Annotated in this window: 21 protein-coding genes; 8 read left to right on the forward strand and 13 right to left on the reverse strand. The window is 58.2% G+C overall.

Annotated elements, in window-relative coordinates:
• Positions 1-56: 56 nt before the first annotated feature.
• Positions 57-692: a bifunctional diaminohydroxyphosphoribosylaminopyrimidine deaminase/5-amino-6-(5-phosphoribosylamino)uracil reductase RibD gene (gene ribD, locus ACO079_RS11680; protein ID WP_421790242.1), complete on the reverse strand. Its 636-nt coding sequence runs from the start codon at positions 690-692 to the stop codon at positions 57-59.
• Complete coding sequence (gpmA, locus tag ACO079_RS11685) at positions 689-1,414, reverse strand: 2,3-diphosphoglycerate-dependent phosphoglycerate mutase (protein ID WP_421790243.1); 726 nt, start codon at positions 1,412-1,414, stop codon at positions 689-691. The genes ribD and gpmA overlap by 4 nt, the downstream gene beginning before the upstream one ends.
• Before the next feature lie 134 nt (positions 1,415-1,548).
• Here gpmA and ACO079_RS11690 point away from each other — a divergent pair, with 134 nt between their 5' ends.
• The 4 genes from ACO079_RS11690 to ACO079_RS11705 all read left to right on the forward strand — a co-directional run bounded on the left by ACO079_RS11690 (position 1,549) and on the right by ACO079_RS11705 (position 7,181).
• Positions 1,549-3,219, forward strand: a complete 1,671-nt coding sequence (locus ACO079_RS11690; RefSeq protein WP_421790245.1) for a hypothetical protein — start codon at positions 1,549-1,551, stop codon at positions 3,217-3,219.
• A 90-nt stretch (positions 3,220-3,309) separates the two neighbouring features.
• Complete coding sequence (locus ACO079_RS11695; protein WP_421790247.1) at positions 3,310-4,275, forward strand: KpsF/GutQ family sugar-phosphate isomerase; 966 nt, start codon at positions 3,310-3,312, stop codon at positions 4,273-4,275.
• Positions 4,276-4,346: 71 nt separating this feature from the next.
• Positions 4,347-5,648 carry a UDP-glucose dehydrogenase family protein gene (locus ACO079_RS11700; protein ID WP_421790249.1) on the forward strand — a complete coding sequence of 434 codons (1,302 nt, stop codon included), beginning with the start codon at positions 4,347-4,349 and terminating at the stop codon, positions 5,646-5,648.
• 24 nt (positions 5,649-5,672) lie between these two features.
• Positions 5,673-7,181 carry a phosphomannomutase/phosphoglucomutase gene (locus ACO079_RS11705; protein WP_421790251.1) on the forward strand — a complete coding sequence of 503 codons (1,509 nt, stop codon included), beginning with the start codon at positions 5,673-5,675 and terminating at the stop codon, positions 7,179-7,181.
• Here ACO079_RS11705 and ACO079_RS11710 read toward each other — a convergent pair.
• Positions 7,178-8,410: a glycosyltransferase gene (locus tag ACO079_RS11710; protein ID WP_421790253.1), complete on the reverse strand. Its 1,233-nt coding sequence runs from the start codon at positions 8,408-8,410 to the stop codon at positions 7,178-7,180. The two genes, ACO079_RS11705 and ACO079_RS11710, sit on opposite strands and share 4 nt — an antisense overlap.
• A gap of 74 nt (positions 8,411-8,484) precedes the next feature.
• On the opposite strand from ACO079_RS11710, the gene asnB (ACO079_RS11715) reads away from it, so the two are divergent.
• Positions 8,485-10,389, forward strand: coding sequence for an asparagine synthase (glutamine-hydrolyzing) (gene asnB / locus ACO079_RS11715; RefSeq protein WP_421790254.1), 1,905 nt, complete (start codon positions 8,485-8,487; stop codon positions 10,387-10,389).
• Here the strand turns inward: asnB (ACO079_RS11715) and ACO079_RS11720 are convergent.
• The 3 genes from ACO079_RS11720 to glmM all read right to left on the reverse strand — a co-directional run bounded on the left by ACO079_RS11720 (position 10,368) and on the right by glmM (position 13,372).
• A complete protein-coding gene (locus ACO079_RS11720) occupies positions 10,368-11,102 on the reverse strand; it encodes an ABC transporter ATP-binding protein (protein WP_421790256.1) in 735 nt (244 codons plus the stop codon). The two genes, asnB (ACO079_RS11715) and ACO079_RS11720, sit on opposite strands and share 22 nt — an antisense overlap.
• A gap of 4 nt (positions 11,103-11,106) precedes the next feature.
• Complete coding sequence (locus ACO079_RS11725) at positions 11,107-11,934, reverse strand: ABC transporter permease (protein WP_421790258.1); 828 nt, start codon at positions 11,932-11,934, stop codon at positions 11,107-11,109.
• A 70-nt stretch (positions 11,935-12,004) separates the two neighbouring features.
• Positions 12,005-13,372, reverse strand: a complete 1,368-nt coding sequence (gene glmM / locus ACO079_RS11730; protein WP_421790260.1) for a phosphoglucosamine mutase — start codon at positions 13,370-13,372, stop codon at positions 12,005-12,007.
• Between the two features lie 154 nt (positions 13,373-13,526).
• Between glmM and glmS the strand changes: the two genes are divergently transcribed.
• Positions 13,527-15,347, forward strand: coding sequence for a glutamine--fructose-6-phosphate transaminase (isomerizing) (gene glmS, locus ACO079_RS11735; protein WP_421790262.1), 1,821 nt, complete (start codon positions 13,527-13,529; stop codon positions 15,345-15,347).
• The gene (gene galU / locus ACO079_RS11740; protein ID WP_421790264.1) at positions 15,347-16,216 is read left to right on the forward strand and encodes a UTP--glucose-1-phosphate uridylyltransferase GalU; all 870 of its coding nucleotides are present in this window, start codon (positions 15,347-15,349) and stop codon (positions 16,214-16,216) included. Before glmS ends, galU begins: the two co-directional genes overlap by 1 nt.
• Here galU and ACO079_RS11745 read toward each other — a convergent pair.
• From ACO079_RS11745 to ACO079_RS11765, 5 genes are all read right to left on the reverse strand, one after another.
• The gene (locus tag ACO079_RS11745) at positions 16,213-17,325 is read right to left on the reverse strand and encodes a glycosyltransferase (RefSeq protein ID WP_421790266.1); all 1,113 of its coding nucleotides are present in this window, start codon (positions 17,323-17,325) and stop codon (positions 16,213-16,215) included. The two genes, galU and ACO079_RS11745, sit on opposite strands and share 4 nt — an antisense overlap.
• 69 nt (positions 17,326-17,394) lie before the next feature.
• Positions 17,395-18,768, reverse strand: coding sequence for a nucleotide sugar dehydrogenase (locus tag ACO079_RS11750; RefSeq protein ID WP_421790268.1), 1,374 nt, complete (start codon positions 18,766-18,768; stop codon positions 17,395-17,397).
• 11 nt (positions 18,769-18,779) lie between these two features.
• The gene (locus ACO079_RS11755; RefSeq protein WP_421790270.1) at positions 18,780-19,934 is read right to left on the reverse strand and encodes a DegT/DnrJ/EryC1/StrS family aminotransferase; all 1,155 of its coding nucleotides are present in this window, start codon (positions 19,932-19,934) and stop codon (positions 18,780-18,782) included.
• Between the two features lie 88 nt (positions 19,935-20,022).
• Positions 20,023-20,973, reverse strand: a complete 951-nt coding sequence (locus tag ACO079_RS11760; protein ID WP_421790272.1) for a Gfo/Idh/MocA family protein — start codon at positions 20,971-20,973, stop codon at positions 20,023-20,025.
• Between the two features lie 248 nt (positions 20,974-21,221).
• On the reverse strand, positions 21,222-22,238 hold the full coding sequence (locus tag ACO079_RS11765; RefSeq protein ID WP_421790274.1) for a transglutaminase-like domain-containing protein: 1,017 nt from the start codon (positions 22,236-22,238) through the stop codon (positions 21,222-21,224).
• Positions 22,239-22,391: 153 nt separating this feature from the next.
• Between ACO079_RS11765 and ACO079_RS11770 the strand changes: the two genes are divergently transcribed.
• Positions 22,392-23,873: a transglutaminase-like domain-containing protein gene (locus ACO079_RS11770; protein WP_421790276.1), complete on the forward strand. Its 1,482-nt coding sequence runs from the start codon at positions 22,392-22,394 to the stop codon at positions 23,871-23,873.
• On the opposite strand, the gene ACO079_RS11775 is transcribed toward ACO079_RS11770, so the two are convergent.
• A complete protein-coding gene (locus tag ACO079_RS11775; RefSeq protein ID WP_421790278.1) occupies positions 23,870-24,256 on the reverse strand; it encodes a DUF4345 family protein in 387 nt (128 codons plus the stop codon). The genes ACO079_RS11770 and ACO079_RS11775 overlap by 4 nt on opposite strands.
• Positions 24,257-24,270: 14 nt before the next feature.
• Positions 24,271-26,109 carry an asparagine synthase (glutamine-hydrolyzing) gene (asnB, locus tag ACO079_RS11780; protein ID WP_421790280.1) on the reverse strand — a complete coding sequence of 613 codons (1,839 nt, stop codon included), beginning with the start codon at positions 26,107-26,109 and terminating at the stop codon, positions 24,271-24,273.
• Positions 26,110-26,117 lie beyond the last annotated feature (8 nt).

The following is a 26,117-nucleotide window of genomic DNA, read 5'->3' on the forward strand; positions in this document are numbered from 1 at the left end:
CATTTTCCTGCGTCAGGAAAAACAATGCAAAAACAGAGTTAACGCCCGGTGTCTGGCTATGGGTAGTGAGGGGCGGTGAGGCCTGCGGCCTGCGCGGCTTTTGCAGCCGGAGAATTCGGGACCAGCCGAACGCGCAGCACTCCCGCCTCCGCCAGGGTTTTCAACGCCGCCGCTGGGTCATCCTGCTCAAAGGTCTCTACCGCGAGATCATAGCCTACAGGATTGTCGTCGATTATAGCCAGGGCCTGACCGGTTTTCAGACGGTAAAGGAAACCGGAATTAATGGCCCTGGCTTCGGTTTCGCGAATGCCACTCACGACCTCGACCCCAGCAGCTTCCAATCTGGCAAGACCCTGTCCGGACGTCCGCGGATCCGGATCAACCAGCGCAACGACACATCGGGCAATGCCGGCGGCGATCAGGGCCTCCGAGCAAGGCGGCGTCTGCCCGACATGGGCGCAAGGTTCCAGTGTCACATAAGCGCAGGCCCCGCTTGCGGCCTGACCTGCTATCGCCAGCGCCTGTGTCTCGGCATGTGGCCGGCCACGGTCAGCGGTTCGGGCGGCCCCGACGATCTCTCCCGAATTTACAATAATACAGCCAACGCTGGGATTGGGCGCGGTTCGGCCCAACCCGGATCGGGCGAGTGCCAGTGCGGCATCCATGAATCTCAGATCTTTGAAAAGGCTCAAGGAATTTCTGGCAGGCGTTGGGCCCGATCCGCATCCAGATATCGCGCGGTTGCCGGCAGTTTCCCGGCGCCGTCCATGCCAATTTCCAGCGGATTGCCGGTGGGAATTTCGATGCCGATAATGTCTTCGTCACTGACATCAAACAAAAGCTTCACGATAGCCCGCAAGGAATTGCCGTGGGCCACCACAATGACGTCCTCACTTGCTTCGAGCAGTGGCGCAATTTGCTCCTCCCAATAGGGCTGGACCCGCTCCAATGTGAGTTTCAGAGATTCTCCGACCGGGAGCTGATCTGGCTCGAGGCCCGCATAACGCGGATCGTGCGAGGGGTGACGCTCATCATCCAGCGCGAGCGCTGGCGGGGGGATATCAAAACTCCGCCGCCAGATCTTCACTTGATCCTCGCCGTGCTTGGCGCGGGTTTCATCCTTATTCAGACCAGAGAGGCCGCCATAATGCCGCTCGTTCAGCCGCCAGGCTTTTTCGACAGGAATCCAGACCCGGTTCATTTCTTCCAATGTCAGCCAGAGCGTCCGGATGGCGCGCGTGAGTACGGAGGTAAAAGCGCGGTTGGGAGCAAAGTCGGTCGCGGCCAGCAACCGACCCGCCTTGCGGGCCTGCGCCACCCCTTCATCGGTCAGATTAACATCCACCCAGCCGGTAAACCGGTTTTGCAGATTCCATTCGCTTTGTCCGTGACGGATCAAGACCAGCTTGGCCATGTCGCCTCTCCTTGCGGTTCGTGATGCGAATAACGTGGCTGACGCCGGGGGGCAAGCTGGCTTGGCCGCAGACTCAACCTCGTCATCAAAACATGGTAAATAACCCCAATGAAAATGTGGCAAGGGGAGGTTCCATGAGGAAGTCAATGTTGGTTGCTGCGAGCGTTTGCTTGCTTGCCGGCGTCGCCAGCGCGGCCCCGGTTTTGAATGCAGCAACACTGCCGAATTCGCGCGCAGTCGCTGTTGGGGCACCCGCTACAACATTTGCCAGCGTCATTAACTCCGGCGATGAAGTGGCGACCAATTGCCGGGTGGCACTCGGTTTCGGGGCTGACCCAAATTTAGCCGTTAGTTATGCACCGGCCGATGGCGGCGGCGTGATCAATGGCCCGGTCGATACTCCGGTGGCAATCGGGATCGGTGCAACCCAGCAGTTTGTTGTTGCCGTGACGGCAGCAACACCTTTCTCGGGAAGTGTTCCGCTCGCCTATGTTTGTGACAATGGCCAGGCTATCTCGGCAACGGGATTGAACGATTTGGCGTTGCGCGCCACGACCGCCGCCGGCCCAGATATTATCACGATAGCATCGACGCTGAGCGGTGACGGCATCATGGCGACCAATGTAAATGGACGGGCACTTATTGCCATTTCAGCGGTGAATTTCGGCACCGCAACAGCACAGGCGGGTGATATCAGTGCACCGAATGCGAACGAGGCCGATATCTCTGTTTCGATGAGTTTCACCAACTTCACTGATGGCGCTCAGCATTCACTGACGATTTGTCAGACAAATGCAGTTGCAGTTTGCCAGACACCATTTGCGGAATCGATCCAACTTCAGATCGGAGACGCACCCGTCACTTTCAACGTGGCGCTTCAACAACTGGCAAATATTGGCGTGCCTTTCTTTCCGGGCGAATATCGCCTGCGTGTCGAGTTCCGGGACTCCAATGGCAATTTGGTCGGTGCGACAAGCGTTGCTCCGCGATCCGATACCCCGGCGCATCAGGAATCCCTGCCACATGGGTATTGGGACTTGTTTGTACGGGATGATTCCGATCCAGGAGGCAGGTTTACCCGTGTCGGCCGGCTATTCTTTCCACCCGACGGAGGAGTGCCGACTGGCGGAATCGTTCGCGATGGACCCGGGGGCCAATATATTCAGCCCGTGGTTCTGCAAGGTGACTATAATGCCGATCGGTTTATCGGCTGCATGCGTTTTCTGGACACGGGAAACAACGATGCTGCCCACCCCGGTGTAAACATCCGGTTCGAACCACGGCACTTCCTGCGCGGAACCTATGACTCCAATAGCCTTGATTCTTGCCCTCCTCAGGCAGGCGCTGGAGTAGACGCACCGATGATCGACCCTGGCGGTTCGTCAGGTGTCTTTTTCGGAGGCTATGTCGGTCTCGCTGAAGACGACGGCATGGACCCGCCACTGGTCAATTGGACAATTACCAACCCGATTGATGAATCCGACAATTATGGCACCGCGACCATGACGCTGGTCGATGGTCAGTTCCAATTCTCGGGGACATATCGCGATTGCGATTTGACCGGGACGGGGATGCGATATGGTTCCATTTCAGACACCTTTGGAACTCAACTTGCCTTCCAGGTCAGTTACACGACCAGTAATTGCCCGCCCGGTGCGCCGTCATGGGCCACCGGGGATTTCACCGGTTTCTTTGTGGTCGGCGCCGACGACGATGATTCTAATGATGTAGAAGCCTTGCAGGGCATTTTTACGGACGGCTTTGAAAGCGGGGATGTATCAGCCTGGTCGGCAACAATTCCATAGCCTGATTGCCAAGCATTCATAATGCCGCGCCCCCTTCCCGCAGGGGGCGCGCATCTGCTATGCCGCGTCAGGAACAAGGTCTGGCGTGACATGACGCAATCTGATGCTTTGGCGGCGGCCCGCCGCGTGATTCAGCTCGAACAGGACGGGCTTGGCCAGCTGGCAGACAGCCTGGATGACAGCTTTGCCGGGGCGGTCGGGAAGCTGACCGGCTTGAAGGGCCGCGTCATCTGTGCCGGCGTGGGCAAGTCCGGGCATGTCGCCCGCAAGATTGCTGCGACACTCGCGTCAACCGGAACGCCTGCCCAATTCGTTCATCCGACTGAAGCCAGCCATGGCGATCTGGGCATGATTACGCCCGATGATGCCGTATTGGCACTCTCCAAGTCCGGCGAAACCCGGGAGCTGGGCGACCTGATGGCGTATTGCCGACGGTTCGGCACGCCGCTGATCGGCATGACCTGTGGCTTGGACTCGCAACTGGCAAAAGCCAGCGATCATTTACTGCGGGTACCGGATGCACCCGAGGCGTGCGCTGAAACGCGGGCCCCGACGACCTCGACAACGCTGATGATGGCGCTGGGCGATGCGTTGGCGGTCGCCTTGCTGGAAGCACGTGGATTTACCGCTCAGGATTTTAAAACCTACCATCCGGGCGGCGCTCTCGGTGCGGCTTTAGCCACCGTTGGCGATCTTATGCACGGTGGCGATGCCATGCCGCTGATCGGCATTGAAACCCAAATGAGCGACGCCTTGATCGAGATATCTGCCAAAGGACTGGGATGTGTGGGCGTGACCACCGAAGATGGAAAGCTGGCCGGCATGATCACGGATGGTGATTTGCGCCGGCATATGGGTCCGGACTTGCTGGATCAACCGGTCTCTGAAGTCATGACACGCCAACCCAAGACGATTTCGCCGGAGACTTTGGCGGCCGATGCTTTGCGTGAAATGACAGCCGGAAGCGTTAAAATCACCCAGCTCTTCGCGGTCAGGGACGGCAAACCGGCGGGACTACTACACATTCACGATCTGTTGCGCGCCGGGGTAAAATAGCCCTTGCGCATTGACCGCCCGGCCCCCTTATCGCTAGAGGGACCGCAACACTCAAATAAAAGGATCGCCCCATGCGCGTTGCGATGATTGGGACTGGATATGTCGGGCTTGTCTCCGGCGCCTGTTTTGCCGATTTCGGCCACCACGTCACCTGTATCGATAAGGATCAGGCCAAGGTCGATATGCTGCGCTCTGGCGGCATCCCGATCTATGAGCCGGGCCTTGATCAGCTGGTGCAGCGCAATGTCCGTGAAGAACGGCTCAGCTTTGATACCGATCTAACGCAAGCCGTGCGCGAGGCCGATGCGGTGTTTATCGCGGTGGGTACGCCTTCACGGCGCGGCGATGGCTTTGCCGATCTGTCCTATGTCCACGCAGCGGCGAAGGAAATCGCCCAAGTCATGGACGGATATACTGTGGTTGTCACTAAATCCACGGTTCCGGTTGGAACCGGCGATGAGGTCGAAAAGATCATTCGCGAAACCCGTCCGGATGGTGAGTTTGCCGTGGTGTCGAACCCGGAATTTCTGCGCGAGGGTGCCGCGATTGATGATTTCAAGCGCCCGGATCGCGTCGTCGTCGGCACAGAAGAGGAGCGTGCCCGTGAAGTCATGCGGGAGCTTTATCGCCCACTTTATCTCAATGAAACGCCGATCTTGTTTACCGCCCGCCGGACGTCCGAGCTGATCAAATACGCGGCGAACGGCTTCCTGGCGATGAAGATCACCTTCATCAACGAGATGGCCGATCTGTGCGAAGCGGTCGGCGCGAATGTGCAGGAAGTGGCACGCGGTGTGGGTCTGGATAACCGGATTGGCGGAAAATTCCTTCATGCCGGTCCCGGCTATGGTGGCTCCTGCTTCCCCAAGGACACGCTGGCGCTAACCCGCACCGCACAGGAAGCTGGCACGCCGCTTGAGTTGATCGAATCCACCGTGCGCATCAATGATCGCCGCAAGCAGGACATGGCCAAGAAAGTCGTCAAAGCGATGGGCGGAAACGTCACCGGCAAGACCATCGCCGTTCTGGGCCTGACTTTCAAACCCAATACGGACGACATGCGCGAAGCGCCGTCTCTGGACATCATCCCGGCCCTGCAAACCGCTGGCGCGACCGTGCGGGCCTATGACCCGGCCGGCATCGTGGAAGCAGAAAAACTCCTCAAAAATGTCGAGTTCACCTCTGGCCCCTATTTGTGTGCCGAAGGTGCGGACGCGCTGGTCATCATCACCGAGTGGAATGAATTCCGCGCGCTGGACACCGACCGTCTGAAAGAGGCGATGGCCGGCGATGTGGTGGTGGATCTGCGCAATATCTACAGCCCGGAAGACATGATCCAACGTGGCTTTAAATACACGAGCGTCGGCCGTTAGGTCGCTCAAAACCGGAGACATTTCATGAGCCAGACGCCGCGCGCCGATCTTGTGCCCAATAGTTGGGAGTTTGAGACCTCCGCCCTGATCAAGCCGACAGGTTTCCGCGAATACGATGCGCGCTGGTGGTTTGGCCATCCAGCTTCCGACAAGGCACCCGAGATCAATCTTTATGGCATCCAGGCGTTGGGTCTGGGTCTGGGCACATTGATCCATGAGCTGGGGGTGCCCCCGAAAATCGTCACCGGTCATGACTTTCGTGGCTACTCACTGGGCGTGAAACAGGCCCTCACCGTGGGCCTGATGAATGCCGGCATCGAGGTCCATGATATTGGTCTCGCGCTCTCACCGACCGCTTACTATGCGCAATTTGATCTCGACATTGATTGTGTCGCCATGGTCACCGCCAGTCACAATGCCAATGGCTGGACAGGCGTGAAAATGGGCGTTGAAAAAGCCTTGACCTTCGGCCCGGATGAAATGGCCCGCCTGAAAGAGATCGTCTTGAACGGTGACGGCGTGGCCCGGTCTGGAGGCGGCTATGTCCGTCAGGAAGGTGTCGCTGAGCGCTATCTCGCTGATCTGTCAGACGGCGTTGCGATTAAGCGTCCGCTGAAAGTCGTCGCCGCTTGCGGCAATGGCACTGCGGGGGCGTTTGCGCCCAAAGCGCTGGCCGCCATGGGCGTTGAGGTCATCCCGATGGATTGCGAGCTGGACCACACCTTCCCGCGTTACAATCCCAATCCGGAAGACATGAAGATGCTCCACGCCTTGCGCGATGCGGTGCTGGAACATGGCGCAGATGTCGGCCTCGCCTTTGATGGTGATGGGGATCGTTGCGGCGTGGTCGACAATGAGGGCGAAGAGATTTTCGCCGACAAGGTCGGTCTGATGCTGGCACGGGATCTCTCCGGCCGCTTCGAGGACGCAAAATTCGTGGTGGACGTCAAATCCACCGGCCTCTTCATCACCGATCCGGTGTTGAAGAAAAACGGCGCGACGACCGAATACTGGAAGACCGGCCATTCCTACATCAAGCGATATTCGAAAAAGACCGGCGCACTGGTGGGCTTTGAAAAATCCGGACACTTCTTCTTCCAGCCGCCATTGGGCCGGGGCTTTGATGACGGCATTGTCGCGGCGCGCGCCGTGCTGGATATGCTCGACCGCAATCCGGACAAGACGATGGCGGATCTGCGCCGGGATCTGCCGGTCAGCTTCTCTTCGCCGACCATGTCGCCGTCTTGTGCTGATGAAATCAAATACGAGGTCGTCGATAAAATCGCGGCGGCCTATCAGGCGCGCCCGGAGATCCTGGGCCGCAAAGTGCGCGATGTGCTGACGGTGAATGGCGTGCGCTTCACGTTGGAAGATGGCGCTTGGGGATTGGTCCGTGCGTCGTCAAATACGCCGAACCTGGTGATCGTGGTGGAAAGCCCGAATTCAGCGGATGATATGAAAGCGATCTTCCGGGACATCCAGGAAGAACTGGCCAAACATCCCGAAGTCGGCGAGTTCGATCAGTCGCTCTAGCTGGCGTTCAGCAAACCAAACAGGCGCTGCTTTTCCTCGCTCCAGGAAAGCGTGCTGGCCGTTTTTGCACAGTTTTCCCGCATCCGTGCCATATCCTCATCGGAGAGACTCGACACCATTCGGGCAATCGTTTCCGGTGAAATTTCATCGGTCATGACCCGGCCACACCCGGCATCCTGCGCGAAGTATCGCAACTCGGGCAAGTCGCTGGCGAGAAACGGCACGCCATAGGCGATATATTCGTAAAGCTTGTTCGGGCTGCAATGGTGCTGGTTCAGGCCGACATCCTCATAAAGCACCGCGCCGAGATCGGCTCCGGCGAGCCAGAGCGGCATGTCTTCATAGGGCACCATGTCCATCAGTATTGCGGGACCGCCGAGCTCTGCCAGTTCCGCTTTTAGCGGACCGTCCCCGAGGATGACCAGCTTCCACGGCTCGGGTAGGAGGGCGGCAGATTGCGTGAGTTCGCGCAGATTCCGCAAGGACCGGAGCGCACCATGATAAAGCAGGATTTTTGTGTCCGGCGACGCGCCTGCCGCCACTCGCAAGGGCGAGACATCGCGATCTCCAGCACGGGCATCGACCACATTGCGGATGATCACCGGGTCGATACCGGGCAGGGCGCTTTTGTATAGATCTCCTATCGAGGGGTTGATCGTCACCAGATGAGTCAGGAGGGGGGCCGCAGCTTCTTCCTCACGGATCACCCATTGCCGGCGGGCTTCATCCTCGGGTGCCTCTTCGCGATGGAATTCATGCGCGTCATAAATCAGCCTTGCGCCATCGCGTTTGGCAATGCGCGTCGCGAGCCGCAGACTTTCCGGATCGGCCGCCCAGATGACGTCAAAGCGGGTTTTTGCGCTGAGGAAATCGCCTATCCGTTCTGACAGGCGCGCCAGTACGACATTCCGGACCGTCAAGCCCCAGGGGCTAACAAAATAGATGGCACCGACAACCAGCGTCCAGAAGGTGATTGTCATCGCCAGCGGGTAGAAGGTCAGGAAATATCCCGCAATTACACCCGCCACGACCAGCTGACTGCCCAGCATGAGCAGGCCTGTGGCCCGCGGACGCAAATCCCTTGTCTCTGGATCGCGCCGGTCTTCTCCGCCGGAATTGAAGGCCAGTGAGGTCACGGAATAACCCGCCTCGCGCAGCGCCGCGCGAACCCGCAACTGCCGGCCATCGCGCTTGTCGAAGCGCTGAGCGAGAAGAAGGGCGTTAGGCATGGCGATGATCCTTGCCGGTTGGCTCTGGGACGAATAGGGGTTGTTACCAGAAGGGGTAAGAGGCGGCTAAGGATATGTGCGGGATTTGGGCGTCCATCAATGCACCAGATGCAGTATCAGGGCTGGATGCCGCAGCCCATCGCGGTCCTGATGGAGAGGGATGGGCGCGTTTTGACACCCCCGCAGGCCGCCTTGAAATGGGCCATAAGCGCCTGGCCATTTATGATCCGACCCCGGACAGCTCCCAACCCATCCAGACGGCGGATAAGCGCTATACGCTGATCTTCAACGGCGCGCTCTACAATTATCGCGAGCTTCGCGAAGAATTGGCCGCCAAAGGATATAATTTCCAGACGACAGGGGACGCAGAAGTTTTCCTCAACGCGTTTGTCGAATGGGGTCCCGCTTGTTTTGCCAAAATCGACGGCATGTTTGCGGCGGTCTTTTACGATGCTGACCGCCAGGAGCTGACGGCGGCAAGAGACCGGTTTGGCGAAAAGCCCCTCTTTGTGGAATGCCGCACCGGCAATCGGCTGGTCTTTGCGTCCGAATTGCCGCAACTGCCGGCCGGATTGCATGAACCGCCTCTTGCCCGCCGCCGGGCACTCTTCCGTTTTCTGGAATCGGGTCTTGTCGAACGGGGCGATGGCAGCTTTGTCGACACAGCACGCACATTTCCCGCAGCCCATTGGATCGAGATCGATCTGTCGAAACATAAACTGCCAGTCGATACCGAAATTGATTATCAGGCCGTCCAATTCTGGCAACCACCAAAGCCCGCGCAAATGGACGAAGAGGCCGCGATCAAGGCGCTGCGCGCGGCCATGGATGAGGCCATTGGGCGCCAGCTTGTCGCCGATGTTCCGGTCGGCGGTTGTCTTTCTGGCGGCCTGGATAGCTCCATTATTCTGGGCACCGTGGATCAGCTCCGCGGCGATCAAAGCGATCCCTTCATTTGTGTGTCGGCGATATTTGATGCCGAGGATGACGCCGGAAATTCGCTGTCAGAGCGCCCATTTGTCGACGCTGTCATCAAAGGCAAAAATGTCGAACTGATCGAAGTTCACCCCACAGAAGATGAAGTTGTCGACCGGCTGGACGAGATTATCCTGACACAGGGAGAGCCCTTTCCAGGAACCTCAATCTGCGCGCAATTCTTCGTGTTTGAGGCCGCACGAAAGGCCGGTATCAAGGTCATGCTGGACGGGCAGGGCGCAGATGAATTGTTCGCCGGTTACGCGCCCATGACAGGCTATGCCATGGCCGACCGGCTGGCGCGGCTGGACCCGGCGGTTATTGGCGAGTTCGAAAAACTGGTCGAATCCCCGTCGGATCTGAATACAAGCACATTGCTTCGGGGAATGTGGCGCGCGCTGGTCTCGGAACGCGCGCGGCGAGCGGTGTTCAAGGCCATCGGCCGATATCCGCCCAAGGGTGGCCCGGTCACCGAACCGGCTCTTCCAGCACCCTTTTCGCCGGCACCAGGAGAGTCCCGTCTGGATACCTTGATCCAGACCCTTGTACTGCGTGACAGCCTGCCCGGCCTGCTTCGATACGAAGACCGCAATGCCATGGCTTTTGCGGTGGAAACGCGCTTGCCTTTCCTGTCAAAGGCCGTTGCTGATCTGGCCTTTCAGATCCCAGGTGATCTCAAAGTAAAAAACGGTTTCACCAAATACATTCTCCGCAAGGCATTCGAAGATCGGCTGCCGCCGGAAATTGCCTGGCGGCGAAAAAAGCTCGGCTTTGTAACGCCGCAGCGGGCCTGGATGCGTGGACGGCTGGGCCAATGGGTCGATCTGCATTTGGCAGAAGCGATCGAGAAGTTGGGCCCGCTGCTCAACCCCGATTGGATCCAGAACGAACACGCGCGAATGGCGGAAAGAAGAACGCCGGGAGATACAGCCTTCCGTGTCGCGATGGCCGGACGTTGGCTGACACTGCAGGAAATGCAGCTTTATCCGTCCAGTCCCTCATAAGCCTCGACAACGTCACGCGCTGGTCCGGTCATGTGCAAGCGTCCCTGATCAAGCCAGATCGCCTGATCGCAATGGCGCAGGATCAGATCCGGATTATGGCTAGCCAAAAGGACAATCCCCGCCTCATCGACGATTTTCTGCATCCGGGCTTCGGCCTTGGTTCTGAAGTCCTTGTCGCCGGCTCCGATCCATTCATCGAGCAGCGCGATATCCGCACCGAAAAACGTCGTCAACGCAAAGGCCAGCCGCATCATCATGCCTTGCGAATAAGTTCGCACGGGCAAATCAAGAAAGTCATGCAGGCCGACAAACCCGGCGATTTCATCAATCCGCGCCTCGGCCTGTTTCCGGGTATCGCCCTCCAGCAGAGCCCGAAGGATGATGTTGCGGCGGCCGGTCGCCTCGATCCGCATACCCAGACCCAGCTCAAAAAGCCCGGCCGTGCGGCCCTTCACCTCGATCCGGCCGGAATCCGGCGCGTAAATCCCCGCAATCACGCGCAACAAGGTCGACTTGCCCGATCCGTTGCGCCCGATAATGCCCAGCCGGTCGCCCTGTTTGACCGTAAGGCTGAGTTGATCGATGGCCTTGAGCCCCAGCGCTCCACCGGATCGCGTTTCAATATTCCCTGCGCCGTCGGGCGTGGTTTCCGCCGTCCGGTTGTCAAAAATCGGATAGGTCATCGAGACCTTGTCGAGGGTGATTGAAACCATCTCGTCAGAACCAGAATGCGATGCGGCGCCGGAAGTGCGCAAACAGCAACAAGGCGGCGACCCAGAGACCGGCAGAGATCGCAAGACAGACCAACCAGCTTTGCACAGGGAAAGCGCCGTCCAGAATAGGCGCGCGGAAGATGTCGATGAAATAGGTGAACGGGTTCCACCACAACCAGTCGCGCAAACCTGTCGCCTGTTCAGGTGTCCACAAAAGGGGTGTCAGGAAAAAGAGTACCCGCATGGCCGTCTGCACGATCTGTGAGATGTCGCGATAACGCGTCACGATAACGCCCAGTAAAAGATGAACGGCGACGGCGTTGAGCAGGAAAAGGGCAAGAGCCGGAAGAGCGCCGAGTGCCGCCAGCGACAGGCTGTGCCCGGCGAGGAGAATGATTCCCAGCGCAATAAGGCTGCAATATCCGAAAATAATGACTTCGCGTGCAATGCTCTGAAAAACGTAAAGCGAAAAGGGCAATCGCATACCGCTGATCCAGTTTTCTGTATTGATGAAAACCGAACAGCCATCCGTTACCGAGGCATTCATGAAGTTCCAGGCGAGAAAGCCGGTCGCGACATAGACCATGAGCGGCGTCAGCGCGGTGCCCGACATCTCCGAGCTGATAAAGGCGATCGCGATCGAGAAGATCAAATAGGAAATGCCAACCCAGAGGGCCCCGAAAACGGTCCGGCGGTAGCGCTGCCGCAAATCATCCTCGGCCAGTTCGAACCATAGCCGCCAGAGCGCGACGCCGCGGCCAAGGTCCTGCAAGGCGCGCGAAACATCTTGCCGGTTTCCGGCGTCAAAGGAGTAGTGATCGGGCAGGCTCATTACCGCTCCAGCGTCTCAGCGCAGACCCTAGTGTGCTTGGACCGCTTGGCCAGAGCGGGCCGCATAAAATCTATTTGGCGGCGTTGGGGATGTCCGGTGCCGAGGCGTCGGCCACTGAATTGGCAACAGAATCCACGACGGATTCAACCAGGCCCAGATCATCGCCCTCTGCCATGACCCGGATCAGCGGTTCTGTCCCTGATGCCCGGACGAGCAACCGGCCCCGGCCATTCAGCTTCATCATGGCATCTTCAATCGCCTGTTTGACGGGCGGCAGGTTGAGCGGAGATTCGTTTTCGTACCGCACGTTCTTCAGGATTTGCGGGGCTTTCTCGAAAAGATCGCAAAGCTCGCTGACCGGCTTGCTATAGCGCACGCAAGCCGCCAGCACCTGAAGCGCGGCGATCATGCCATCACCGGTCGTTGCGTGATCGGTCAAGACAATATGGCCGGAAGGCTCGCCGCCGATATTGATGCCCGTAGACCGCATGCGTTCGACCACATAGCGGTCACCGACGGGCGCGCGATGCAGGGTCAGCCCCAGATCATTGATAAAGCGCTCGAAGCCCAGATTGGACATCACGGTTCCGACAACCCCGCCGCCGCGAAGCGCAGAACTCTCCATCTGGTCCTTGACAACTCGCGCCATGATCTTGTCGCCATCGACGATCTGACCGTTTTCATCCGACAGGATCACCCGGTCTCCATCGCCGTCCAGGGCGATGCCGATATCCGCGCCAACTTCCTTGACCTTCGCGGACAGGGCTTCTGGCTTGGTGGAGCCACAATCCATATTGATGTTGAGCCCGTTCGGGTTGGCGCCGATCACCGTGATATCCGCGCCCAGCTCCCAGAGCGTTTGCGGGGCGACGCGATAGGCCGCGCCATTGGCACAATCGATGACGATTTTAACGCCATCCAGGCGCAAGCCACGCGGGAAGGACGACTTCACGATTTCCGCATAACGGCCCTTGGCGTCTGGGAAATGACGCACCTGTCCGATTTGTCCGGGATGGGCCAGCGTGGAATCATCCAGCTCGTCCATCATGGTTTCAATTTCAAGCTCGGCTTCATCAGGCAGTTTGAACCCGTCCGGGCCAAACAGCTTGATGCCATTGTCTTCAAAACCATTGTGGGAGGCGGTGATCATGACGCCCAGATCGGCGCGCATGGACCGCGTCAGGATGCCCACAGCTGGCGTCGGGGCTGGTCCAATGCCCGAAACATCCATGCCTGAGGACGTGAAGCCAGCGGTCAGCGCCGCTTCAATCATGTAACAGGACAGCCGTGTATCCTTGCCAATCACCACAGAATGGCGATGGCTGCCACGGCGGAAATATTGTCCGGCAGCGCGGCCCAGCTTCAACGCGACGTCTGGCGTCATCGGAAAACTGTTTGCGCGGCCCCGAACTCCGTCGGTCCCGAAATACGTCTTCATTACACCCCCCGGTACAGGTCAGGAAAAGCATATGGAACGCGCCATGCAAATGGCATGCAAACCATGGCTTTTTCCAGATGTATCGTTTACATCGCTTACGTCGCGGCGTCCATTCCGGAGCGCGGTTTTTCATATCGGGGAGTAGTTAGGGACCATGTGTGGAATTGTTGGAATTGCAGGCAATTCTCCGACGTCGGAACGGCTGGTCGATGGCCTGAGGCGGCTGGAATATCGCGGCTATGACTCCGCCGGGATCGCGGTGGTTCAGGATGGCACAATCGCGCGCCGGCGCGCGGAAGGCAAAATCCGGAATCTGGACAATGAGCTGATCAAGAACCCGATTGAAGGGGTAACCGGGATTGCGCATACCCGTTGGGCAACGCATGGCCGTCCGACCACGGACAATGCTCACCCGCATACATCGGGCAATGTAGCGATTGTCCACAACGGGATTATTGAGAATTTCAAGGAATTACGTGAGTCGCTGGAGCGTGCGGGCCATGTCTTTCAGACAGAGACGGATTCCGAGGTCATTGCGCACCTGATCGATAGCAATATCCGCAGCGGAATGGATCATCAGGATGCGTTCAGCGCGGCCATTGGAAAGCTGCGCGGCGCATTCGGCGTCGCTGCAATTTTCGCTGACCGGCCGGATACGGTTATGGCCGCCCGTGAGGGCAGCCCGCTGGCCGTTGGTTTGGCCGATGAAGAGACTTTTATCGGGTCCGATTCCATGGCGCTGGCCCCGTTTACCCGCCAGATCGTCTATCTTGAAGAAGGGGATTGGTGTGTTGCCACGCCGGGCGATGTCCGGATTTTTGATTCCGCTGGCAATCCGGCCAATCGCGAAGTGACCATCTCCACCGCAGCCGCCGAACTGGTGGATAAGGGCGGGCGCCGCCATTTCATGGAGAAGGAAATCCATGAGCAGCCGGAATCTGTGGGCCGGACGCTTTCGCAATATATCAGCGCGGTGGATGAGAGCTTTGCGTTTCAGCCCGGCGAGCTGGGCCTGTCCAATGCCGATCGGCTGATTTCTGTGGCCTGTGGCACGGCCTATTATGCGGGTGCCACGGCAAAATACTGGTTCGAGCGCTATGCCGGGCTTGCGGTAGAAGCCGATATCGCCTCGGAATTCCGCTATCGCCATCCGGCCTTGCCGGAAAATGGTGCGGCGCTGTTTATTTCCCAATCCGGAGAAACGGCCGACACGCTGGCAGCCTTGCGTCATTGCAAGAAAAACGGCGTGCGCACCATCGGTGTCGTGAATGTTCCGGAAAGCTCGATTGCGCGGGAAGCCGACTTGCATTTACGCACGCTGGCAGGTCCGGAAATCGGTGTGGCTTCGACCAAGGCCTATACCGCCCAGCTTTCCGCCTTGGCCTGTATTGCGCTCGCCGCTGCATCCAGCCGCGGCAAGATGAGCGCAGATGAAACCGCGGAAAAAGTCCGTGCGCTTCTGGAAATCCCGCGCCTTATCAACGAGGTCATGCATGTCGAGCCGAAGATCGAAGAGCTCGCGCGGTCTCTGACCTACCACAATGACGTGCTTTATCTGGGACGGGGGCAGTTTTACCCGCTGGCGTTGGAGGGCGCGCTGAAGCTCAAGGAAATCGCTTACATTCATGCCGAGGGCTATGCCGCCGGCGAGCTCAAGCATGGTCCGATTGCCCTGATTGAGGATGGCACACCGGTTATTGTTGTGGCGCCGTGGGATGAGTTGTTTGAGAAAACAATCTCGAATGTGCAGGAAGTGGCGGCTCGCGGCGCGGATGTGACCCTGTTTACCGACCCGAAAGGCGCCGCGCTGGCAGGAGACAGTGTGGATACGATTATTATCCCCGAATGCGACCCGATTGCGCAGGCGATTGTGGCGGCGATCCCGATCCAGTTGCTCGCCTATCATACGGCGGTCCTGATGGGCACGGATGTGGATCAACCGCGCAATCTCGCCAAATCGGTGACGGTGGAATAATGGCTCGCGTCAGAAAAGCCGTTCTTCCGGTTGCAGGCCTCGGCACGCGGGTTTTGCCTGCGACGAAGTCCATCCCCAAGGAAATGCTTCCGGTGTTCGATCGTCCGGCCATTCAGTATGTGGTCGATGAAGCGATCGAAGCGGGCATTGATCACTTTGTGTTTGTGACGGGCCGCAATAAGGGCGCGATCGAGGATTATTTCGATCGGGCCTATGAGCTTGAAACGACGCTCGCCAATAAAAACAAGAAAGGCGTGCTGGAAGAACTGGAAGCGACTTTGCCGGAGCCGGGCTCAATGAGTTTTGTGCGCCAGCAGGCGCCGAAAGGCCTCGGCCATGCGATCTGGTGTGCACGGGATGTGATCGGACATGAACCCTTCGCCATTCTCTTGCCGGACGTTATCGTAAAGGCGGCACCGAGCTGTCTGGCTCAGATGATCCATGTTTATGATCAGGTCGGCGGCAATGTCATTGCGGTTGAGGAAGTTCCCGAAGAGCGCGTGTCCAGCTATGGCGTAATCGATCCGGTCGAGCGCGATGGCGCGATGGTGCGCATGAAGGGCATGGTCGAAAAACCCCCGCGCGAAACCGCGCCGTCAAACCTCGCCATCACGGGCCGGTATGTTCTGCAGCCTGAGATCTTCGAGCTTCTGGCCGGTCAGGCCGCCGGCGCAGGAGGTGAAATCCAGCTCACAGATGCAATGGCCACGCTGATGGACAATCAGGATTTCCACGCCGTTGTGTATGATGGCAAGAGCTATGATTGCGGCTCCAAGATCGGCTATCTGGAAGCCACATTGGCTCACGCATTGGCCGATGAAGAAAATGGCACTGCAGCCCGCGCATTGCTGAAAAGCATGTTGGATTAAAGCCGACGCAGCGTATCCGAGACCTGTTTCATCGCATCATCATAAAACACGACGCCTTCAGGGCAGGCTGAGCCTGAGAAGGGTTTAACCGCTGCCAGCTGTTCAGCATCTGAGCCGGGTAGATCATCGACCAGCTTGCGCCATTCCCCCTCGCCAACAGGAATGACTGGCCTCCCGGTCGCGCGGTATTCCTGCAGCTTGCCCGGTGGAACAGGCGAGTTCGGCGCTGCCACCACGATCAACGCATCCGCGCCCGCTTGCAAAGATAACGCGGTGTCGAGTGGCACAATCCCGTGTAGCTGGATGGAATCGCAAGCCGTTGAATTTTGTACAGCCTGCGATTCATCGTCGCGCAACCGGCCCGCCAGATGCAGCTGAAGTGAGGGTGACCGGTCCAATGCCTGTTCAAATGCGCGCAATAGCGGATCGATCGAGACATAGGGGTCGGATAGATTGAAACTGCCGGTATGAACCAGGTGCGGGCCGGGACCTTCGAATTCGAATGGTTCCGCAGGCCGCCTTACGAAATGCGCAAGCGTGTGAAATTCTGCATTCGGGGCATAATCCCTGAACTCATCCCGGATCGGATCATTGACGGCAAAGACCGCGTCGGCAGAGGCCAGCATGCGTTTGGCCAATGAGGCTTCGATGGTTTTTCGGGTAACAGACTGGCGTTGTTCACGAAAGGGCCGGATCAGCCAGTGATCCCGCGCATCAATGGCCCATTTCGCCCCCTGCCAATGGGCTTTAAGCGCTTTTCCTGCGGCATGGATCGATTCCGGCGGACTGGTGGTCAGTATCCAATCGGGTTGAAACGGACATTCAGCTTTCGCAACGGCCAACGCGCGCCGTGTCCAGCGGATATCCGGATCCGGCCAGAGCAAAAGATCGCGGGCATGATCCCGCAGGGTCTTGGGACCCGGGACGCCTGTCGGTGGATCCCGGAAAGGATGTGGTACCGCCTTGCCATCGACGCCCTCCAGCATGTCCGGCGCAATGACAAACACCTCATTGCCCGCTTCCATCAGTCCTTTTGCCCAAAGATAAGGACGCCGCGCACCGCCGGAAACGGCGGGCGGAAAGTGCCGGGAAAGGACCAGAATCTTCATGGCACCAACCCATAAAACGAAAACGCGCCGCTGTCGCGGCGCGTCTCCAAATCAGATCAAGATGGCCGGTTAGGCTTTGACGATTTTCTCGCGCAGCTGACCGGAAATCATGTGTGTGGCGTTGCGCGTATCAACCGCGAACGGAATGTTCTTCAACAGAAGATCATAATCCACATTGTCATGATCAGTGGCGATCAAGGCGGCGTCATATTTCGCCAATGCCTCCGGCGTCCAATCGACCGACTTGCGGCCTTCGAACTCGGCATGGTCGCGATCATATGGCACCACCGGGATATACGGGTCGTAATAATCGACCTTGGCGCCGCGGGCTTCGAGCATTTCGATCAGCGTCAGCGACGGGCTCTCGCGCATATCATCGACATTCTTCTTGTACGCGAGGCCAACCAGCAGGATGTTGGCGCCCTTGATCGATTTCTGCAGGCGCGCAGACAGTTCTTCGGCCACTGTCTGTACGACAATTCCCGGCATGTTGGCGTTGATCTCACCCGACAGCTCGATGAAGCGCGTGGTCAGACCGTATTCGCGGGCTTTCCAGGACAGATAGAACGGGTCGATCGGAATGCAGTGACCGCCCAGACCCGGGCCCGGATAGAAAGCCTGGAAGCCGAACGGCTTGGTGGCCGCGGCGTTAATGACTTCCCAGACATCAATTCCCATCACCGAGTAAACCGACTTCAACTCGTTCACGAGCGCGATATTGACCGCGCGATAGATGTTCTCGGTCAGCTTCACGGCTTCGGCTGTGCGGACGTCAGAGACCGGCACCACCTGCGGGACGATGGCCTGGTAAACAGCGATCGCCATGCGCTTTTCAGCGTCGGTATCCGCACCCACGACTTTCGGAATGGTCGAGGTCTCAAATTTCGGATTGCCCGGATCTTCGCGTTCCGGCGAATAGGCGATGGCAAAATCAACGCCGGCCTTCAGGCCGGATTCCTGTTCCAGGATCGGCTTCATGACCTCATCGGACGTTCCCGGATAGGTCGTCGATTCCAGTACCACCATCTGGCCCTTGCGCAGGCGCGTTGAAATCTCGCGCGTTGCAGATTCGACATAAGCCAGATCCGGGTCACGATGCGCATTCAGCGGCGTCGGCACGCAGATCAGCAACGCATCCGGCTCGTTCAGGCGATCGAAATCCGTGGTCGCTTCGAAGCGGCCCGTATCGCGCATCACTTTTACCGACTCATCGGAGATGTGCTTGATAAAGGATTTGCCGTCCCCCAACAGCTTTACCTTTTCAGGCGACACATCAAAACCGACCACGCGGAAGCCCTGGCGGCAATAGGCCTGTGCCAGCGGCAGGCCGACATAGCCCAGGCCGATCACGCCGATGATCAGCTCGCGCGTCTCGGCTTTCTTTTCCCATTCAGTGGCAATCATATCCATGGAGGCAAACTCCGTCCCGGTCTCAGCGTTCATGACTGGTTTCCTTAGCCGTTATAACTACGGACCGCATCAATGATCTGGTCCTGGGTGGCTTCATCAAGATAAGGGTGCATTGGCAGCGACATGACGCGCTCGGCTTTCTCTTCCGATACCGGCAGGCCGCCCGGGCCCAGCGGCCAGCGCGAGTAGATATCCTGCTTGTGGATCGGGATCGGATAATAGACAGCCGTCGGCACGCCTTTTTCTTTGAGGTGCGCTTGCAGGCCCGAACGATTGTCATGCTCCAGCGTGTACTGCGCCCAGGTGGAGATTCCACCATCGATGACGAAAGGCACGCTGGCGACATGGTCGGCCAGATGTTCGTTGTAACGCGCAGCCACGCGGTTCCGGGCTTCGATCTCATCACCGAAAATGGCCAGCTTTTCGATCAGGATCGCGGCCTGGATTGTATCCAGACGCGAATTCATGCCGATCCGCATGTTGAGATATTTCGGGTCGTGATCGAAGGACCGGCCTTCGACGTCTGACTTGGTGGCTTTGCCGTGGACGCGCAGGGAGTCGAGGATTTCAGCCAGCGCATCATCATTGGTCAGAACGGCACCGCCATCGCCATAACACCCCAGCGGCTTGGCCGGGAAGAAGGAGGTGGTGACCGCATCCGCCCAGTGACCGGGATGATTGCCATTGATGGTACAGCCAAAGCCTTGAGCGCTATCCGCAATCAGCTTCAGGCCATGCTTTTTCGCAATGGCGGAGATTTCCGGATAATTTGCCGGCTGACCGAACAGATCGACCGCGATAATGACTTTCGGCTCCAGCTTGCCTTCGGCCTTCACCATCTCGATCGAGGCTTCCAGATGGGCCGGATCCATATTGTAGGTCTTCGGATCGATATCGACGAAGACCGGCGCGGCTCCCAGCCATGGCACCACTTCGCCCGTCGCGGCAAAGGTGAAGGACGGGCAGAAGACAGCATGGCCGGGGCGGATATCCCAGGCCATCAAAGGCAGAGCGATGGCTTCCGTGCCGTTGGCGCAGCCAATGGCGTGCTTGGTGTTGGAGAACTCTGCGAGCTGTTGTTCGAACAGCTTCACTTCCGGGCCCATAATATACTTGCCCTCTTCGATCACCTTGGCGACGGCGGCATTGATCTTGTCAGAAATGCGCGCGCGCTGGGCTTGAAGGTCGATGAATTGCATGGCGTTTCGCCCCTGTACCTGTTTCGTCCTGATTGCGCGGGCCTTGTGACGTCTAAACCCGCAGAATTCAACTCACTTTGCGTTGCGCTTAGCCCGCTTTTCCCTTGATGAGCACATCCAGCACCCGCAGCGCCTCATCTGCATCGGTCAAAGGCGCATGCTTGCCGGCGCAGGCATCGAGGAAATGCTGGCATTCGGTTTTTAGCGGTTCGTCATCCCCGTAAGGCAGTGCTTCCCAGTCCGCCTTCGCGGGTGCAGGAACCGGGCCAGACGTATCAATCTGGTGGCGGTATAGGCGAAGTTTTTCCTCGCCGTGGGCAGAATCTTCAAACACCGCCATGCCAGTTTCACCCACCACGATCAGGCGATGTTCCTTGAACGGGTGCAGCCAGGTCGCCATCACATGGGCGCGGCCGCCATCGGCAAACGTCATGTCCAGCCGGCATTCGTCTTCAATGCCTTCAGTGACATAAGCCCCGCCCATGCCGCGCACGCTTTCCGGCGCTTCGCCAAACAGGGCGAGCAACATGGACACATCGTGCGGTGCAAAGCTCCACAACGCGTTTTCTTCCACGCGGAACTTCCCCAGCGAACAGCGGTGGGAATAGGCATAGCGCAGCTTGCCGAGGCCGCCGCCTTTGACGAATTCACGCAGCGCCACGAAGGCCGGGTGATATTGCAGGAGGTGACCGACCATCAGCGCCTTACCAGCGGCGTCGGCGGCGGTTTTCATGCGCTCGCCATCTTCCATTGTCAGCGCAATCGGCTTTTCAACGAAGACGTGCTTGCCATTGTTATAAGCCGCAATCGCCAGATTCGCGTGTAGTTCGGCTGGAGCGGCGATAACCACGCCATCTATGTCATCAGAGGCAATGGCTTGTTCGAAGCTCAGTGCTGGAACGCCATATTCCTGAGCGAATTTCTCAGCGGTCGGCGCGTGCGGGTCCACGACCGCGCCCAGCGCACCTAACTCAGCGAAATTGCGGACATGGTTCTTGCCCCAATGGCCGCAGCCAATGACTGCTACTTTCACACTCATGAAGGTCCCCCGGAAGTCCTGTCGAATCGTGATGGTGCACCGCACCAAAGCTGGCGCGGCTTATAGCAGGCTGAGTGTGACGGTAAAGCGAAGACTGTGTGACGATACCGCGCGGGGTCTTATTCCAGGAATTGCGCCGGAATATTCACGCCTTCATTCCAGATCACGCGCCAGTTATCGACCAGTTCCTCGCCGCGCTCGAGGCGCGGATTATGAATGAAATAGCTATAGGTGAACTCGCCCAGGCCTTACTCATCGCCAACGGCCGCCCGGACAAACCAGACATTCCGGAAAACGGTGGTTTCCACCTGTTCGGCGAAAGCCAATTGCTCGGCCGAGCAGGAAAAGGCCAGATCGTCAAAGGTCGTGCCAATAATCTGCGGGTCGGTGGTATAGACGGTGCCCGGGATTGTCGTTTGCAGAGACGGGCTCGCCAGATAGCTTGAGAACATGTCGCGATAAACAAAGGGGGCGTTGGGATAGATGGTGTAATTCAGCGCATCCTCGTCGCTATTGACCTCTTCGACGATTTCATCAGCAGAGCGGTTGAACGCGATATGATAGAGCGGATCAAACGCTTCCCAGCCGTCAGCGGTCTGAACTTCTGAAATGATATGCCCTGTAGTGCCGCGGATGCTCAGAATGCGGGACTCCAGACCTGCCGCGACGCTCATTGCGCTCATCAATTCAGCCGTATGCCCGCACACACCCATGGAGCGGCTGAGGATCTCGTAGGCATCGTAAAAGGCGACATTCGTACCCTCATTCACGACATAGGCGCTGACAAATTCGAAAATCGCATCGGCCGGATCTTCATGACCCTCGGTCACGCGGTCGGTAAACGCGCGCAGGAATTCGCGGCAGCCGACCTGACGATAGCCATAGGGCGGCAAAAGAACCGCCGTCAGATTGTAGTTGACCCGCCATTCATTCCAGTCGCCTTCGCGATAGCGATTGGAACGCTCATAAGCATTCATGCCACGCAAAATGTCTTCATATAGCCAGCCCGACCGACCCACGGCGAGGCTGACGGTTTGCTCGTCGGGACCGCCGACAAAAATCATCGTATTATTGTTGGCGAACTGCGGCTCGGGCGAAATCTCGATATAAACGACCTGATCGTCGGCAACAGGTGTTGTGGCAATAACAGGGCGGAGCTCACGCACAATCTCGCCACGCGCCGGTGCCACGATTTCAAATTCCGGCACGGCGTCTTCTTGCGCAGCCGAAAAAGCAACAACACCCGCTAGAAGGCTTGTGAGCATGACATTCACCTGTAATGACCGGTCGCGCGTCTAGATGGCACCGCTCCCGGTTGGATTCAAGCGAAACCGCATGACATCGGATAATATGATTGTGAGGACGCTTGGCACATCCTAGCATCGGGAGCGTAGGGATAGAGAACGCCGGGGCGCATTGTGAAATTCCGAAGTCTCGTTATTTGCCTGATTGGGTTGGCCGCTTTTGCTGGAGACCTGAGGGCGCAAGAGAGGGGCGCGGCTGCCGCGGAACCACGCCAGCTGAACTCCACCGAATTTATCGCAGATCGCCGGTACACGCCGATTGGCGCGCTCTCCCAGATCGATTATTCCGGCCTGGCTCCGTTTGACGAGGCCGTCATTGACCCCTGGCTGGACCGGTTTGCCTTTGAACCGTTCGAGTTGGTCCTGATGCAGCCTCGGGAGCTGGACACCACGCCAATTACCCCCGCAACCGCACCCCCGAATTTCTGGCGGAACATTCGCAGCGATATAGATGAAGCTCGCATCTCTGCCCCGCAGCGCCGCTATTTCGATCTGGCGCACGCGGACGTCCGGGATGGCTTCAACATTGAAATAGAGGTCTCCGGGCCTGCCGAAAGGCCGGTCATTCATATCAGGTTTGACCCCGCAGATTTGCCTGCGGATCTTGATCCGCTCTTTTATTTTGAGGTCGATACAGCAGACGGGTTCAACAGCCCGAATTTCTGGATGTATCCGCCTTTATACAACACGGCCGCATTTGCCGATGACGAAGACCTGAATCAGAACGGCATGCTGTTAAGCGTGATACGGTCAGTGTCGCGAAGCGCATCGGCCCGTTCACCAGATCTCGAATTTCCTTTCGACCCGCGGCTGATGGTTTTACCGGGTTGGGACGCGCTTGATGCGGATGTGCTGATCAGCCATGCGGCGCATGCTGCTGGTCTATATGAAGATCCTTCCGCCTACATCAGCGATCTCTACCGCTATCTGCAATACGGCTATCCGTGGGGCACAGCCCCGAGCAGCCGCATGCCCATTGATGTTTTCGTTAGCGGCACCGGCTCCTGTTCCCATATCAACGGGTTGGCCGGAGTTTATGCCGAGATGGCGGGCCTGCCTGCACGGGTGGTTGGGGGGACAAATCCGGTGGCCCGGACCCTGCGCCCCGGTGGCAATCACGGCGCGATGGAAATCTACCTGCCGGAAAGCGGCTGGTCCTATTTCGACCCGTTCTATGATGTGTTCTTGCCGGGCATTTCCAGTGCGGAGCTTGGCGAAAGTCCGGCCACAGACGTCGAGCTTTATTCCCTGCCGGTGGACATGCCGGGCATTGGCCAAACTGTTACACTGGATGAGGTGTTCCGCTACCGCTCCTATCTTGATCCTGTTGGCAATCGGATCTCCAACACGCCGATGACCCGAATCCCGGATGAAGACGCGTTTGGCGTAAGCTGGGTCCGCCTGTCCGAGCATCTGGACTCCACCCGGGATCTGAGCGCAGACCGGCTGGACCTGCATATTCGTGCGAGGGTTATATTCGTCGAACCGGGCGGACAGGTCAGGTATTATTCCGACAAGGAAAACGTGGTTATGCCAGTGGCGTATACTGATTGGGTAGAGCATACCCACACGCTGGATTACCGTGACACACGCTAGGTCAGGAAGAACTCCGCCGCTGGCAGAATAAGCGCGACCGCCAGAGCCAACTCGATCACAAGCATGATATAATTCGACTTATGCCGCGTGCCGTCTTCCAGTGCGAGGGCAACCAGCCTGCCAGAGGCCGAAGCGCCCCATGCCGCAGCGAGCACGAAACTGGCGCCAACCACACCGCGATCAAACAGGATGCCCAGCATGGCAGCCGCATGCGCGCCAAGGAAAAACCCGCCGAAGGTTGCCCGGAATTCTGCAGCGCCTTCTGGTTTCGCCGGCATCAGCCGTGTCAGCCCCATCCGCCATTTCGGCGAGATCAATCCGCCCACGCCGAGGCAAAATCCGATCACAGCGGCGGCAAAAGCGATGATAACGAACCAGCTCATCCCGGCGTGGGCTCCTAGGGCGCGTAATAGCCGTAATTACGGCTCCAGCTCATGAAGTTGAGCATGGTCCAGATCAGATAAGTGTAGTCCGAGGCGCCCGAGAAATGGCTATCGAGAATCCACTGCACGTATTCCGGTTTGAACACGCCTTGTTTCTTGATGTTTTTCTCGGACAACTGATCCTTGATCCACGGCGCCAGCTTGTTGCGATACCAGGATTTATCCGGCGGGCCGAAGCCCATTTTCGGCTTGTTATAGATCGCTTCCGGCACGAAGGGCCGGACCGATTCCCGGAACAGCATCTTGCCTTTATCGCCTTGCGCCAGCCTTTCGAACGGCACGTCCAGCACAAAGTCGATCAGCTCATTGTCCATCAGCGGCACGCGCGTTTCCAGCGAATGCGCCATGGAGACCTTGTCTTCAAAGGCAAACAGGCCAGCAAGATAGGTCTTGGCATCGACATACCAGACAATGTCGCGCCAATCCTGGCTGGGTACTTTTGCGAGGAAGTCATTCATCTGCCCCTCGGCGTCGAACTCCTTCGTCTCCTCGCAGAACTCCGGCGTGAAGACGGAGGCGTATTGCTGCGGCTGGAAGATCGCGTTCAGCACATTCTTGTAGGTGCGCTGGCGGTCGGCCGAGGACATCAGGCCGAGGTCTTCATTGAAGGCCAGCGAATAGCCTTTGTAAGGCTGTTCTTCGGTCAGTTTCAGGATGGAATACCGCGCCACATAGCCGGCGTGGTATTCATCGCCGCCCGTGCCGGAGAGCACGACTTTCGCATCCTGCGCCACGCGCTGGGCGATGAGATAATTCACATAACCCATGCCCATTCGCAGGTCTTCCAGCGACTCGGTATAATGATCCATGCAGGACATGAGCGCGTCTTCAGAGACTTCCATCTCGACGCGGTCGAGATTGTATTCCTCGGCCACTAGGCGGGAAAACTCCCGTTCATCGGAGGCGCGGTCCGTGCCGACATTGTCGAGATTGAAAATGCACGAATAGGCCCGAACGGACGGGTCCTCTTCATAGGCCGCAATCGTGATCGAGGTGGAATCAATGCCGCCCGAAAGATAGCTCATCACCGGCACGTCTGCTGCGATCTGGCGTTTCACGCCGCGGCGGACAATCGCGCGGTGCTCTTCGGCCAGCTCGTCCATTGTGCCGGTCCGCGAGCGCGTGAAGGACAGGTCCCAGAACTTCCGCATGGAATAGCGGCCGGCCTTGTAGACCAGATAGGTGCCCGCCGGCAGCTGATTGATGCCATGGAACATGGTCCGGTCACCCCAGAGATTCTGGAAGTTCATATATTCCATGACACCCAGCGGATTGGGCTTTTTCTCGGTCACATTGGCGGCGAGAATCGTGCGGATTTCCGAGCCAAAGGCGAAGGCGTCATCATGCAGGGGTGCGTAATAGACCGGCTTCACGCCATAGCGGTCGCGCGCCAGGACAAGAGTGCGGTTATCATTATCCCAGATGGCCACGCCGAACATGCCGTTCAGCTTGGGAAAGAGGTCCGTGCCCCATTCGCGGAAGCCATGCACGAAGACTTCTGTGTCCGAGTGATCGGTGAAGAAGACATGGCCTTTGGCTTCGAGTTCCTGGCGTAACTCGCGGTGATTGTAGATTTCGCCATTGAAGACGACTGCAATGCGGCCATCCTGCGAGACCATGGGCTGGTGGCCGTGATCCAGGTCGATGATGGACAGGCGGCGGAAAGCAAAGCCGACGCCATCACCGGTGTAATAGCCCTCATCATCCGGACCGCGATGGATCATGGCATCTGCCATGGCTTTTAGCTGTTCAGTGTCCGGCGCGCGTCCGACGATCCCTGCAATGCCACACATGATTGCCC

It is taken from the genome of Hyphobacterium sp., assembly GCF_965228115.1.
Lineage (GTDB): Bacteria > Pseudomonadota > Alphaproteobacteria > Caulobacterales > Maricaulaceae > Hyphobacterium.